The 12,606-nt window shown below is 63.2% G+C and carries 14 protein-coding genes; 5 read left to right on the top strand and 9 right to left on the bottom strand.

Annotated elements, in window-relative coordinates; translation table 11 throughout:
- The first annotated feature begins 38 nt into the window (after positions 1-38).
- A complete protein-coding gene (locus tag CQ13_RS13955) occupies positions 39-485 on the top strand; it encodes a hypothetical protein (protein WP_057843419.1) in 447 nt (148 codons plus the stop codon).
- 34 nt (positions 486-519) lie between these two features.
- On the opposite strand, the gene CQ13_RS13950 is transcribed toward CQ13_RS13955, so the two are convergent.
- The 3 genes from CQ13_RS13950 to CQ13_RS13945 all read right to left on the bottom strand — a co-directional run bounded on the left by CQ13_RS13950 (position 520) and on the right by CQ13_RS13945 (position 2,018).
- Complete coding sequence (locus CQ13_RS13950) at positions 520-840, bottom strand: VOC family protein (RefSeq protein WP_197427329.1); 321 nt, start codon at positions 838-840, stop codon at positions 520-522.
- Entirely contained in the window at positions 837-971 is a 135-nt protein-coding gene (locus CQ13_RS46425) for a VOC family protein (RefSeq protein ID WP_283807505.1), read from the bottom strand. The genes CQ13_RS13950 and CQ13_RS46425 overlap by 4 nt, the downstream gene beginning before the upstream one ends.
- Positions 972-1,079: 108 nt before the next feature.
- Positions 1,080-2,018 (bottom strand): LysR substrate-binding domain-containing protein, encoded by a 939-nt coding sequence (locus tag CQ13_RS13945; protein WP_082637450.1) that lies wholly within the window; start codon positions 2,016-2,018, stop codon positions 1,080-1,082.
- Between the two features lie 182 nt (positions 2,019-2,200).
- Between CQ13_RS13945 and CQ13_RS13940 the strand changes: the two genes are divergently transcribed.
- A complete protein-coding gene (locus CQ13_RS13940) occupies positions 2,201-3,952 on the top strand; it encodes an acyl-CoA dehydrogenase family protein (RefSeq protein ID WP_156433658.1) in 1,752 nt (583 codons plus the stop codon).
- Between the two features lie 3 nt (positions 3,953-3,955).
- Positions 3,956-4,738 carry a 2-keto-4-pentenoate hydratase gene (locus CQ13_RS13935; RefSeq protein WP_057843417.1) on the top strand — a complete coding sequence of 261 codons (783 nt, stop codon included), beginning with the start codon at positions 3,956-3,958 and terminating at the stop codon, positions 4,736-4,738.
- Positions 4,739-4,759: 21 nt separating this feature from the next.
- On the opposite strand, the gene CQ13_RS13930 is transcribed toward CQ13_RS13935, so the two are convergent.
- A complete protein-coding gene (locus tag CQ13_RS13930) occupies positions 4,760-5,191 on the bottom strand; it encodes a hypothetical protein (RefSeq protein ID WP_057843416.1) in 432 nt (143 codons plus the stop codon).
- Between the two features lie 111 nt (positions 5,192-5,302).
- Between CQ13_RS13930 and CQ13_RS13925 the strand changes: the two genes are divergently transcribed.
- Both CQ13_RS13925 and CQ13_RS13920 read left to right on the top strand, forming a co-directional pair.
- Entirely contained in the window at positions 5,303-5,503 is a 201-nt protein-coding gene (locus CQ13_RS13925) for a hypothetical protein (RefSeq protein WP_057843415.1), read from the top strand.
- An 826-nt stretch (positions 5,504-6,329) separates the two neighbouring features.
- Entirely contained in the window at positions 6,330-6,575 is a 246-nt protein-coding gene (locus CQ13_RS13920; RefSeq protein WP_028346859.1) for a hypothetical protein, read from the top strand.
- A 148-nt stretch (positions 6,576-6,723) separates the two neighbouring features.
- Here the strand turns inward: CQ13_RS13920 and CQ13_RS13915 are convergent, their stop codons facing one another.
- Genes CQ13_RS13915 through CQ13_RS13895 form a run of 5 tightly spaced genes read right to left on the bottom strand, consistent with a single transcriptional unit; the run spans position 6,724 to position 12,342 of the window.
- Complete coding sequence (locus tag CQ13_RS13915) at positions 6,724-7,692, bottom strand: ABC transporter ATP-binding protein (RefSeq protein ID WP_057843414.1); 969 nt, start codon at positions 7,690-7,692, stop codon at positions 6,724-6,726.
- Positions 7,689-8,681 carry an ABC transporter ATP-binding protein gene (locus CQ13_RS13910; protein WP_057843413.1) on the bottom strand — a complete coding sequence of 331 codons (993 nt, stop codon included), beginning with the start codon at positions 8,679-8,681 and terminating at the stop codon, positions 7,689-7,691. The genes CQ13_RS13915 and CQ13_RS13910 overlap by 4 nt, the downstream gene beginning before the upstream one ends.
- The gene (locus CQ13_RS13905) at positions 8,681-9,601 is read right to left on the bottom strand and encodes an ABC transporter permease (protein WP_057843412.1); all 921 of its coding nucleotides are present in this window, start codon (positions 9,599-9,601) and stop codon (positions 8,681-8,683) included. The genes CQ13_RS13910 and CQ13_RS13905 overlap by 1 nt, the downstream gene beginning before the upstream one ends.
- Positions 9,567-10,526, bottom strand: coding sequence for an ABC transporter permease (locus tag CQ13_RS13900; RefSeq protein ID WP_057843411.1), 960 nt, complete (start codon positions 10,524-10,526; stop codon positions 9,567-9,569). Before CQ13_RS13900 ends, CQ13_RS13905 begins: the two co-directional genes overlap by 35 nt.
- Before the next feature lie 25 nt (positions 10,527-10,551).
- Complete coding sequence (locus CQ13_RS13895; RefSeq protein WP_057843410.1) at positions 10,552-12,342, bottom strand: peptide ABC transporter substrate-binding protein; 1,791 nt, start codon at positions 12,340-12,342, stop codon at positions 10,552-10,554.
- Between the last annotated feature and the right edge of the window lie 264 nt (positions 12,343-12,606).

The raw sequence follows: 12,606 nt of genomic DNA, 5'->3' as shown, positions 1-12,606 counted from the left end.
CTCAATCGCGTCGGCAGATACTCAACGTGGACCCGGTCATGATAAAATCCGTCCCTTTCGAGCAGCATATCGATAGCTATCTGCCGGAGCGAATTGCAACCATACTAATTCGCAGTCACCACGCGGGGCTCGTCAGCAAGGAGCCATCCACGCGCATCAACTACCTGCTCGAGATTGCATCACTCCATACCAGGGGCGAACTCCTTGGGCAGCCGGGCCTTGGGCGCCTGAGCTTGCAACGGATCGAGAAGTGGATGGAGTTTCATGGCCGCCGCCTTCGGCGCAACGATGAGAGTCTGGATAGCGTGATCTGCCGATTTGGCTTTCGGCACGCTTTGCTCGAGAAAAATGCCAGCCGGTTCGCGCCCAGATCGGTCATCTCGTCCGAGGACAGAGACAAGATCTTGCGCGAGTTCAGTTCATACGGCGAGCGTGAAGATATCCGGCGGCCGGAACGGCGGATCGCGGTGAGCCAAGATACTTGATGCGAGGGTGCCGCGTTCGCTACCCGTCTACGTCTCATCCGCCAAAGCCGTAGTATTCGCGAACGACGGGTTCGCGAAGCACACCGGGCTCGAATATTTCGATCACGACTCCGTCCGGAGCGCCGAGCATGAAATAGCCGCCTCCGCCGCCAAGTTTGCGGATCGGATTTGGAATGTGCAGGCCTGCGGCTTTCATTCGCTCGTATAGCTCCTCGATGCCGACGACCTGCATTCCCAAATGATGAACGGCGTTCTTGCCTTCGCCTCGCGGCTGCTGGTCGTATAGATGCAGCGCACCGATGCCGACCTTCACGAGGACGTTGCGAGCGCCGGCGACGTCACCATCCCACTTCACCTCCGCATCAAACCATTTCGGTAGAACTCGATCGTCGCGTCGATGTTGGATGCGAAGAGATGGATATGCTGCAGATGATAGCGCTGCCGGGTGTCATAAGGATACTGCCAGTCGTCCGGGGACGTCGTCATGCCTGCTCCTTTCGGCGCGAAGGGCTGCGCCTTGAACCGTCGGGTTCTCTGTGTCAGAGCAGCACCAGGCTGGCAAACGAGCTTTTTTGAACGCGCCTTGAGTGAAACTCAACGCGCATGTTCTGCACCCGCCTTCATCGCAGTCTTCTTCGCGGCGGACTTCTTCGGCGCTTGCTGGCCACGCGCATTGTTCAGCCAGGCGACGAAGGCCGTCAGCGCGGGATCGTCAGCCATACGCTGCTCGTATTCGAGCACGAACTGCCGGCGCGTCGAGCGAACGGTTGGATGGGCTTTGACGAGATTGCCGCGTGCGAGGTCGGGCGCGAGAAGGCCGTCGATGGCGATGGCGACGCCCATGCCGGCGGCGGCGGCTTCAATGGTCAGGCCGAGGCTTTCGAAGCTGCTGCCGCCCTGTACGGGCACGTCGGCAAATTGGGCGTGATCGAGCCACCGCCGCCAATCGTCCGGGCGCGGCCGCGCATGCAGGAGAGGAACGGTTGCGAAATCCACAGCGCCGTTCGTCATGAATTGCGGCGCGCAGACCGGCACGGTCGCAATCGGCATCAACGAATGGGTGACGAGCCCGGCGCGAGGCTGCCCGTCCGAGACGGCGATCACCGCATCGTAACGGCTGGCGAGAAGGTCGAGCGGATTGGAGCTCGTGTGCAGGTCGACTTCCAGATCGGGATAGGCCGCATTGAGCGTGGGCCAAATCGGCAGCAGGAAACGCGAGACGAAGAAGCCATAGACCCCGATCGAAAGCCGCCTGAAACGCCGCAACCGCAGCCCGTCGGCGGCATCGGCAATCCGGTCCAATGCTTCGCGGGCGGAATCGGCGAAGGTCTTGCCTGCGGAGGTGAGAACCAGACCGCGCGAGCCGCGCAGAAAGAGCGCAGTCCCCATTCGCGCTTCCAGGGCGCGCACGTGCCGGCTCACGGCGCCGACGGTCACGTTCAGTTCGTCGGCCGCCCGGGTGATCGACAAGTGCCGTGCGGCGGCCTCGAACGCCCGCACCGCATGCAAGGGAGGAAGTCGTCGTGATGCCATCGCGGGAGCTTAGTTCAAAAGGGCCGGCCGGCAAACGGGCGGAACCGCAGCGTTGAGTCTGGCTCAAGCCCCCGACCCAAGAAGTCGTTTGCACGGGAGCTCCCCGGCTCATACGCCGATATTTTCCGCAAGTTTCGTCCAGGCCGGTGCGGCCCGGGCGGGCGGAGCCGAGGGAGATGCCCATGACCATTCATGTCGATCGGACCGGCCGCGAGGCGGCAGCCCGGCGCTCCAGAGCACTGGCGCCGACCTGTCGCGGGCTGAACTATTATTCGCTCGACCAAAGCCTGCGCGGCCTCTTGCCCCAATACATGGAGGCTCCACTGCTGGCGCATCTCGCGCCGCACCTTTCGGAACTCGGCGAACTCGCCGGAGGCCGGCTGCATGACCTGTCGGACCAGGCCGAGCGCCATCAACCGGTGCTGCATCCGCGCGACGGCTATGGCCGCGACGAGGAGTGGGTCGAGTATCACCCTGCGTACCGCGAGATGGAAAGCATCGCGTTCGGAAAATTCGGCATGCACGCGATGTGCAATCGCGCCGGCGTGCTGGACTGGCCTTCGTCGATGCCGCCGATCGCAAAATACGTCTTTCACTATCTGTTCGCGCAGGCCGAGTTCGGCCTGCTTTGCCCCGTCAACCTCACCGACAGTTCTTCGGAGCTGGTGCGCCGTTTCGGCACGGATGAGCTGCGCCAGCGATATCTCGAACGGATGTGGAGTCAGGATCCCGCCACGCTGCTCAAGTGCGCGCAATTCATGACGGAGAAGACCGGCGGTTCCGATGTGGGCGCCGGCGAACTCGCTGCTGTCAGCGATGGCCAGGATTGGAAGCTGTGGGGCGAAAAGTGGTTCTGCTCGAACGTCGACGCCGAACTGGCGGTGCTGCTCGCCCGGCCCGAGGGCGCGGTGGCGGGCGGTCGCGGCCTCGGCCTGTTCCTGATGCCAAAAGTGCTTCCCGATGGACGGCGGAATTCGTACCGGATCCTGCGGTTGAAGGACAAGCTCGGCAGCCGCACCATGGCAAGCGGCGAGATCGTTTTCGAGGGCGCCACAGCCTACCAGCTCGGCGAGCTCGATCAGGGCCTCAAGCACATGCTGGTCATGGTGAATTCGAGCCGGGTGTCGCACCTTGCCCGCGCGGCCGGCATGATGCGGCGATGTCTCAATGAAGCGATGATCGCCGCGCGGCATCGCAACGCGTTCGGCCGCGCGGTGATCGATCATCCGCTGATGCGCCGGCAACTGCTCAAGCTGATGGTCCCAACCGAGCAGGCGCTGTCGGCGCTACTGTACGCGGCAACCGCGTCCGACAAGGTGCTGCGGCTGTTGACGCCGATCGCAAAATACCGGGCGTGCCGGGACAACGTCACGGTCGCCACGGGTGCGATGGAAGCCCGCGGCGGCAATGGCTACATCGAGGACTGGCCGAACGCGCGGCTGGTTCGCGATGCCCATCTCGGCCTGTTGTGGGAGGGCACCAGCAACATCAACGCGCTCGATGCGGTGCAGCGCGCGGTCGGAAAGGCGCGGGGCCACGAAGCGTTGCGCGATGATCTCGGCCGCCGGTTGGAGGACACGGCCGGGATGCCGGGTCAGTTTCGGACGCGCCTTTCCGGCGCGCTGACGGATGCGATGCGGTTTGCGGAAGAGGTTGCTGCAGATCCGGCGAACGAGCGTTTTTGCAGGATAGCCGCCGGAAAACTCTACCACGCCACGACGGCTGCGCTATTGGCGTCCGAAGGTACGCGCCTCGGCAACGACGGCGGCGACGCACGCCGCCTGCTGCTTTCGCGTTTTGTGCTCGAGCATCGCTTGGCCGAACATTCGTCTACCAATCTGCAGGCGCAGCATTGGGAGAACGCAGCGATCGATTTGCTGCTCGGCGATGCGCCGGTATCGCTGCGCGAGGCTACCGCGCTGGTGCAGGGATAGGTCATGGACATCGCTCACCAACGTGAACTCGCCCGCCTGCTCGCGACGCTGCGCCGTGACCGACGCCCGCAAAGCGGCCTCGATCGACGGCTGGTGCCGCCCGACAAGGCGACAGCCTATCGCGTCGCCGGCATGGTCGCGGAAGAACTGGGCTGGGAGGTCGTCGGCTGGAAGATCGCCGGCATGAAGGAGGGGCTGCAGCGTCAGCTGCGCACGGACTCGCCGATCTATGGCCGGGTATTCGCTCCGATCATGGAGTCACCGGCCAGCGTCGGGCATGCCAAACTCTGCAGCCCGATTCCCGAAGTCGAGTATCAGGCGCGCTTGGGCGTCGATCTGCCGCCGCGCGAAAAGTCCTACACGTTGGCTGAGGTCACCGAGGCGGTAGTGTCGCTGCATACGGGAATCGAACTCGCCGAATGCCGCTTCGTCCACGACGCCGCGTTTCCGCCGCTGCCCGCGATCCTCGCCGATGGCGCGGGAAGCGGCATCATCGTCTGCGGCGCCGCGATCCCCGATTGGAAGACGCGCGACATCGCCGGGCAGGAAGTGTCGTTGACCTGCAACGGCATGCCGCGGCGAAAGGGCACGGCAGGGGAGGCGCTCGACCATCCCATGGTGCCGCTCACCTGGCTCGCCAACGAGCTCTCGCGCACCGGCATCGGAATGAAGGCGGGACAGACCGTCAGCACGGGGACGCTGACAGGCATGTTGCGGCCGAAGCCCGGTGAGACCTATGTCGCGGATTTCGGCCCGTTCGGGAGCGTTACCGCGACCTATGCGTGACGAGCGGCGGCAAGGCCGATCTCACTTACCTTGTTCGGGAAGGTCGCCAAGAAGATTCGACAGCCTGACCGCAAGCTTTCGCAGCCGCACATTCTCCTCGAGCAGCAGCCCGAGATTGCCGTTTTCCTGCTGCCGGGCGCCATCTCTGCGAAGTCCGTCGGCTTCGTCGAGCAGGGGCGATAGCGCGGCAAGGAGGGCGTCGCCTCGAAGCGGCGCGTCGCGCGCTTGAAGCTCGTACTTGCCCTGACGCAGCGGCACGACGTTGTCGCGATGTCCGGCGTCCCGAAATGCATCGACGCCGGCCTGTCTGGCACGCGGTGAATGTTCGGTACTCATGACAATTTCCTGATCACAAGGTGGCACAGTCGCCTTTTCAGCGACGAACTTTCCATTGAGTCCGGGGCAAATTTGCGTCGGAAAGGCAACGGCGAAAAGGCTCGCCAGATAGTTCATGCGTCGTTCGAGTCACACGGCAGATCGGATTAGGCCTAATTTTTGACGTACCGTCGGCCTTTCTGGCGTCTCGGGGTGGGCTGGGGAGCAAACCACCTTAGGGGCGTACCGATGACGGATTTCCTGACCAATGCGGAGCACTGGCGCAAGCGCGCGGAACGGACGAGGGAGCTAGCTGCGGTTGCCGTCAAGGATCAGGGGCGCCTGCTCAAGGTGGCGGAAGAATACGATCGCCTGGCGGCGCTCGCCGAACGGCGGCGAAGCGCGCCGGTTCCGCCCAGTCCCTACGTCCCGGCAAGCCGGCCCGAATAAACCCTGCAATCGAGAAGCCGTCGTAAGAGGCGGGGCATTTCCGCTCTCGCAGGCGCGTGGCTGCGTCGTCGCGGTGGCGAAATGCGCCGCCATACCCACATGTGTGACTTCTAAAACACAACCGCCAAGCAACGTTCAAGCCATTGTGATCGCGCGATTGCGGTCGAATCAACGAATCGCCTAGACCGTTAGCGGGGCTGGGAAGCGGAGAGTTAGTATGAGAGTCGCTTCCTTAGAAAGTGTACTGACGGCGGCTACGCTGGTATTGGCCATCGTCATCGTGCTGTGGGGAATCAAGATTTTCCACGGTGTGTGAACAGGCGAGCTGGCGTCGAACTAGAGACCTCCGGTCAAGAAGAGGCTCGCGACAAAGGCAGAGGCAAAGGCGTCACTTCCGCGGCGGCGGAGGCCTTTTTTGTTCCTGGTTGCCCGACGCATGGTTCGCTGGAGGCTTGTCCCTTCCGACGCGTATCGAGTTTGATTTACGGCCCGACGCGATTCCGCACGGGCCGCGAGAGGCATTGGTTTCAAATTTCGCATGCATTTTGGTTATTATCTGATGATCGCAGCCCTCGTTCTCATGGGGCTTGAGGTTCTTTACGCTCTCTATCAATTGTCGACCTTTCTCTAGATCGCACGCGCAGGCTGCAGGTTTGCCCCGCGCGGACCTTACGACTTGCCGCAATCACGCCGCTTTAGCGCCGGGGTCGTCTCCGCACGATTCCAATTTTAGTCGCAAATTTGCCTGCCGACTCACCTCATTCTCCGCGCGCGAGACAGGGTGACTGGGGGCACGTTCCGCTTTTTAAAAATTGGAGTATCAATCATGCGAGTAGACCATCCGCAGCTTAATAAGCGAGACCGCCGCGCTGAACCTTCATTTTGGGTTGAGGAACCGACCGACGACGCTCTTTCACTGCTTGAGAATGCCCTGCGCGGGGACGAGCCCGCCCTTCGTCGAAACGAACAGGCCGACGAAGCCCATGCGCTGATCGAGGAGAATGCCAGGCTTCGGGAGCTTTTGTCCCAGCTTTCGGACCTGATCCGCAAAAACGGCATCCAGACGCGCTAGACTAGCGCCCACGATCTCATTTCGGCCCCGCCCCGGCATGAGTGGTTCGACCGCTGCCGGGGCGCGGCCGTATTGTTTTCAGGGATTGAATTCTTTGCCGCCGCCGCATGAGAAGCGGCGGATAGCCAGGCGGAATAAGCCGTCGCTGTCAGGCCAGATGACACGCCACGAAATGCCCCTCGCTGCCTTGCTTCAGTTCGGGCGCGCTTTCCCGGCAGCGCGGCTCGGCGATCGGGCAGCGGGTGTGGAAATGACAACCCCGCGGCGGGTTCATCGGGCTAGGTACGTCGCCCTGCAGCCGGATACGCTTGCGCTTCACCTTCGGGTCCGGCACCGGCACGGCGGAAAGCAGCGCCTGCGTGTAGGGATGTCGGGGATTGCGGTAAAGGTCGCTCGCGTTAGCCAGTTCGACGATGCGCCCGAGATACATCACTGCGACGCGGTCGGAAATATGCTCGACCACGGAGAGATCGTGGGCGACGAACAGATAGGTGAGCTTGAGCTCGGCCTGCAGGTCTTCCAATAGATTGATTACCTGCGCCTGAATGGAGACGTCGAGCGCGGAAACCGGTTCGTCGCAGACGATGAACTTCGGCTCCACCGCAAGTGCGCGCGCAATCACGATGCGCTGGCGCTGGCCGCCGGAAAATTCGTGCGGGTAGCGGCGCATGTGCTCGGCCTTCAGCCCGACCTTGACGAGCAGGCTCGCCACGCGGTCATCCCGCTCGCTTGCCGAGGAAGCGAGCGCGTGGATGGTGAAGGCTTCGCCGAGAATCGCGCCGACCGTCATGCGCGGATTGAGCGAGGCAAAGGGGTCCTGGAAGACGATCTGCATATTGCGCCGCATGGCGCGCAGGTCGCCGCCGGAAAGGCCTCGCACGTCGCGCCCATCGAAGACGATCTCGCCTTCGCTGGGTTCGACCAGGCGCAGCACGCAGCGCGCGGTGGTGGACTTGCCGCAGCCGGACTCGCCGACCAGCCCGAGCGTTTCGCCGCGATTGACTGCAAACGACACGCCGTCCACCGCATGCACGCGCCCGACCTCGCGCGAAAGGAGTCCGCCCTTGACGGGAAAATGCTTTTTCAGACCGGTGACGCGCAGCAGGGGTTCGCTCATGCCGTCTCTCCGCGCACGTCTTCGAGGTGACACGCCATGCGATGGCCCGGTGCGACCTCGCGCAGCACCGGTTCCTGTTCGGCGCAACGACCAAAGGCGTAGCGGCAGCGCGGCGCGAAGCGGCAGCCGGGCGCCGGATTGATCAGGATAGGCACCGAGCCGCCGATCGCTTCCAGCCGGGTCTTGTGCGCGGCAGCAAGGTCGATGCGCGGGATCGAGCGGATCAGGCCCTGCGTGTAGGGATGGCGCGGGCTTTCGAACAGGCTGTCGACATCGGCCTCTTCGACCACCTTGCCGGCATACATAACGACGACCCGCTGCGCGGTTTCGGCCACCACGCCCATGGCGTGGGTGATCAGCATCACCGCCATGCCGAAGCGTTCCTTCATGTCCTGCAACAAGTCGAGAATTTGCGCCTGGATGGTCACGTCGAGCGCGGTGGTCGGCTCGTCGGCGATGACGAGCTTGGGCTTGCAGGCCAGCGCCATCGCGATCATGACGCGCTGGCGCATGCCGCCCGAGAACTGATGCGGGTAATCATGGACCCGGGCTTCCGCGTTGGGGATCTGCACCAGCTTGAACATCTCGACCGTGCGGGCGAGTGCGTCCTTGTTAGAGAGGCCCTCGTGGCGGCGCAGGCTCTCGGCAACCTGTTCGCCGACTGATAGCACCGGGTTTAGCGAGGTCATTGGTTCCTGGAAGATGAAGCCGATATCCTTGGCGCGGATGTCGTCGAGTTCGTGGCTCGAGAGCGGCACCAAGTCGCGGCCCTCGAACAGGATCTGGCCCTGGACGATGCGGCCGGGCGGCATTGCGATCAGTTTCAGGATCGACATCGCGGTGACGGTCTTGCCGCAGCCGGACTCGCCGACCACGCAGAGCGTCTCGCCCTTGTTAAGCGTGATGTCGACGCCGTCGACCGCCCTCAGCATGCCGTCGTCGGTGGCGAAGTGGGTTTTCAGGCCCTTGATTTCGAGCAACGGGGCCATCAGATCACCCGCCGCGCGTCGAGCGCATCGCGCAGGCCGTCGCCGATGAAATTGATTGCGACGACCGCGATGAAGATGGCGCCGCCCGGAAACATCGCCCAATGCGCAGCGATGTCGAGATAGTCCTTGGCGTCGAACAATAGCCGTCCCCAGGTCGGGGTATCCGGCGGAAAGCCGAGGCCGAGAAACGACAGCGTCGATTCGGCGATGATCGCGGCGGCGACGTCGATGGTGCCGGCGATGATCACGGGGCCGACTGCGTTAGGCAGGATGTGCCGCACCACCTGCCGCAACGGGCTGGCGCCGAGCGCGCGCGCGGCTTCGACGAATTCCTTCTCGCGCAAGGAGAGGAACTGAGCGCGCACCAGCCGCGCGACCGGCATCCAGCGCAGGCCGCCGATGACGAGCACGATCAGGATGAAGATGCCGCCCTCGGGCCCGAACACGGATTTGAGCCCGTCGCGGAACAGATAGATCAGAAGCAGCAGCAGCGGCAGTTGCGGTAGCGAGAGGAACAGGTCGGTCAGCCACATCAGCGCGTGCCCGAGCGCCCCGCGCGACATGCCGGCGAGCGCACCGATCAGCGTACCGACGAGGACGGCGACCGCCATGGCGGCAAGCCCGACCGCGAGCGAGATACGTCCACCATAGATCATGCGGGCGAGGATATCCTGCCCGAGATCATCGGTGCCGAAGGGGTGGGCGAGCGAGGGGCCCTCAAGGCGCGCATTGAAATCGATCTCGTTGATGCTGACGCGCCAGACGAATGGGCCAAATACCACCGCTGCGATCAGGACAAGCAGCAGGAACGCGCTGACCACGGCGAGCTTATGGCGGCGATAGCGCCGCCAAGTCTCGCGCCAGGGCGACCAGGCCGGCCGCCGCTCAGCGGAAGGAGATGCGAGGGTCAAGCCAGCCATAGAGGATATCCGCGATCAGGTTGAAGAGCACCACAAGACAAGCGAAGACGAAGGTCACGGCCATCACAACCGGCGTGTCGTTGGAGAGGATGGAGGAAATCAGCAGTGAACCGATTCCTGGAATCCGGAAGATCTGCTCGGTGACAATGGCGCCGCCGAACACGGCGGGCATCTGCAACGCGACCAGGGTGACGACCGGAATCATCGCGTTGCGCATCGCGTGCTTGACGATGACCCTCGATTGCCCAAGGCCCTTGGCGCGGGCCGTGGTGACGTAGTCAAGGCGGATCACATCGAGCATGGCCGAGCGCACGAAGCGCGTCATGGAGGCCGCCTGGAACAGGCCGAGCACCATCACCGGCATGATGGCCTGCCGCACGTGTTCGATTACCCAGCGGATGCCGGTCGCCTTGATGTCGGTTGTATAGACAAACGGCAGCCAGTCCAGCGTGATCGAAAACACCAGGATGAACAAGAGCCCGGTAAAGAAGGTCGGCAGCGAAAAGCCGATAAAGGCGAGCGTGTTGGCGATCTGGTCGAAGATCGAATAGGGCCGGGTGGCGGCGAAGACGCCGACCGGTATGGCGATCAGCAGCGCCAGCACCTGCGCCGAGCCGATCACGTAGAGCGTGGTCGGCAGGCGCTGCAGGATCAGCGTATCCACGTTCATCCGGCTGACAAAGGAAAAGCCCCAGTCGCCCTGCGCCATCGCCGCGAGCCAGCGCAGGTAACGGACAGAGACCGGATCGTCGAGGCCGAACTTGGTCCGAAGCGCTGCTGCCACTTCGGGCGGCACGTTTGGATTGGTCACGAGCTCTGCGAACGGATCGCCGGGCGCCAGCGCAAGCACCGTGAACAGGACGAGCGAAATGCCGAGCAGGCTCGGCACTGCGATCAGCAGGCGACGCAGGATATACTGCCGCATGAGGATGATGCCCCTATGCCGGCTTTCAGGCCTCTCGATACCAGTCCTGGATATTGTCGGTGTCGTTGGTCCAGCCGCTGAGCACCGGCCGCAGCGAGTTAACTGCCGCGCCGACCTTCAGGCGGTGCTGCACGGCGATGGTCACCGTGTCCTGCCACATGATGTCGTTGGCCTTGATATAGAGTGCCGCACGCTTGACCGGATCGGTTTCGGCCTCGGCCGCATCGATCGCCGCGTCAAACTCCTTGTTGACCCAGCGCGGGAAATTTCGGCCCTGCCACTTGTTTTCCTTGGTGGCCACGAAGCGCGAGTGAAAGCGCCGCATGTGCTGAGCGGGGTCGGGCTGGGTCATCGGAATCTGGAACATCTGGATGTCAGCGTAGAACTTGGAATAGGTGTCGGGATTGGCGACATCGGAGGAGAAGAACACCGAGGCCACCACCGATTTCAGTTCGATGTCGATGCCGGCCTTCCGGCAGGCCTGCTTGACGATCGCCTGGGTTTTCTGCCGCGGGCCGTTGATCGAGGTCTGGTACAGGATTTTCAGCTTCTTGCCGTCCTTCTCACGGATCCCGTCGGCCCCGGCCTTCCATCCAGCCTCTTCCAACACCTGGATCGCTTTCTCGACGCTGAACTCCCATTTCGTGTTCTTGGAGACGAATTGTTCGGGACCGTTGAGGAAGCTGGCCGTGGTGCGGCCGGCGCGACCGTAGATGTGCTTCTGAACGGCTTCGCGGTCGATCAGGAGCGCCAGCGCCTTGCGTACGGCTGGATCGGAGAACAGCGGATGCTTGGTCTTCATCGACGAACGTTCGCCGTCGATCTCGGTGTTGGGATCGGTGAAGTTCAGTGCGATGAATTCGATGTCGCCACCGGTCGTGTAGACGGTCTTGCCCTTGCCGCCCTTCTCCAGGCGCAGCAGGACCTCGTCTTCCACCTGCATGTTCCAGGCATAGTCATATTCGCCGGTCTGGATCACAGCGCGTGCCGCCGAGACGGCATCGCCGCCGCCCTTGATCTCGATCGTATCGAAGTAGGGGCGGTTCGGCATGTGGTAGTCGGGATTGATTTCCCCGCGCACAAGATCGCCCGGCTTGAACTCGACGAACTTGTAGGGGCCGGTGCCGACCGGCTTCAGATTGTTCGGAGCCTCGCGGGATTTGGCGCCCTTGTATTCCGCGAATAGATGTTTGGGCAGGATGCATCCGACCACGGCGACGAAGGCGTCGGCCCAGAACGGGGTGGGATTCTTGAACAGGATACGGACGGTAAGGTCATCGATTTTTTCGACGGTGATGTCCTGGTAGACGCCGATCGTCAGCGCCGCGGTAGCGGGGTCGCGGGCGTATTCCCAGTTGAACACGACGTCGTCGGCGGTGAAAGGTTTGCCGTCGTGCCATTTGACGCCGGGCTTGAGCTTCCAGGTCACCGACTTGCCGTCGGCAGCGAGACCGCCGTTTTGAGTCGACGGGATTTCCGCAGCGAGAATCGGACAAAGGTTGCCGTTGGCGTCCCAGCTCGCGAGCGGCTCATAGAACAGGCGCGAACCGTCCTGGTCCTTGGTGCCGGTGGCAAAATGCGGATTGAGCAAGGTCGCTCCCTGCCACCACAGCAGCTTCAGCGGGCCACCGCCGCCGCGCTTGGTCGGCTTGTAGGGGGCGGGGCTCTGCGCCATGGCCACGCCGCCGACCGCGAGGATCTGCGTCGCCATCGGCGCGGTGAGACCGAAGGCAAGCATCCGCTGAACGAAGGCGCGGCGATCCATGCGGCCGTCCTTCACCTCGTCGATCATGGTCCGCAGTTCGGTGTCCAGCATCGTTGTCCCCGTCTGGTTTTGGCGTTGCGCGACGCGCCGCCGGGCGGCGGCGTCAGATGTCCCAGGATAAGATGGCACATCAAATGCCCCGGAGGTCAATGTCCGCCTGTCAACAATTGGCAGCATGGAAGCGGCCAATGATTTCTGCTTGGGCAGAAACCCCGTTGCGGCGCACATCGCGTTGGCATCCCGGCGGTCTCGGCGCGTCAAAGCGCGCAAAACTGCGCTTTGCACTGCAAAAAATTTGTTCGCCGGATCGGCCAG

It is taken from the genome of Bradyrhizobium retamae, assembly GCF_001440415.1.
In the GTDB taxonomy this organism is placed as follows: domain Bacteria; phylum Pseudomonadota; class Alphaproteobacteria; order Rhizobiales; family Xanthobacteraceae; genus Bradyrhizobium; species Bradyrhizobium retamae.
The sequence above is the reverse complement of the archived record's forward strand: the minus strand, read 5'-3'. Positions and strand labels throughout refer to the sequence as shown.

Bases quoted from the DNA above. Each gene is read 5' to 3' on its own strand.
- CQ13_RS13955 (WP_057843419.1), top strand. From the start codon at position 39: ATGATAAAATCCGTCCCTTTCGAGCAGCATATCGATAGCTATCTGCCG.
- CQ13_RS46425 (WP_283807505.1), bottom strand. From the start codon at position 971: ATGACGACGTCCCCGGACGACTGGCAGTATCCTTATGACACCCGGCAG.
- CQ13_RS13945 (WP_082637450.1), bottom strand. From the start codon at position 2,018: ATGGCATCACGACGACTTCCTCCCTTGCATGCGGTGCGGGCGTTCGAG.
- CQ13_RS13940 (WP_156433658.1), top strand. From the start codon at position 2,201: ATGACCATTCATGTCGATCGGACCGGCCGCGAGGCGGCAGCCCGGCGC.
- CQ13_RS13935 (WP_057843417.1), top strand. From the start codon at position 3,956: ATGGACATCGCTCACCAACGTGAACTCGCCCGCCTGCTCGCGACGCTG.
- CQ13_RS13930 (WP_057843416.1), bottom strand. From the start codon at position 5,191: ATGAACTATCTGGCGAGCCTTTTCGCCGTTGCCTTTCCGACGCAAATT.
- CQ13_RS13925 (WP_057843415.1), top strand. From the start codon at position 5,303: ATGACGGATTTCCTGACCAATGCGGAGCACTGGCGCAAGCGCGCGGAA.
- CQ13_RS13920 (WP_028346859.1), top strand. From the start codon at position 6,330: ATGCGAGTAGACCATCCGCAGCTTAATAAGCGAGACCGCCGCGCTGAA.
- CQ13_RS13915 (WP_057843414.1), bottom strand. From the start codon at position 7,692: ATGAGCGAACCCCTGCTGCGCGTCACCGGTCTGAAAAAGCATTTTCCC.
- CQ13_RS13910 (WP_057843413.1), bottom strand. From the start codon at position 8,681: ATGGCCCCGTTGCTCGAAATCAAGGGCCTGAAAACCCACTTCGCCACC.
- CQ13_RS13905 (WP_057843412.1), bottom strand. From the start codon at position 9,601: ATGGCTGGCTTGACCCTCGCATCTCCTTCCGCTGAGCGGCGGCCGGCC.
- CQ13_RS13900 (WP_057843411.1), bottom strand. From the start codon at position 10,526: ATGCGGCAGTATATCCTGCGTCGCCTGCTGATCGCAGTGCCGAGCCTG.
- CQ13_RS13895 (WP_057843410.1), bottom strand. From the start codon at position 12,342: ATGCTGGACACCGAACTGCGGACCATGATCGACGAGGTGAAGGACGGC.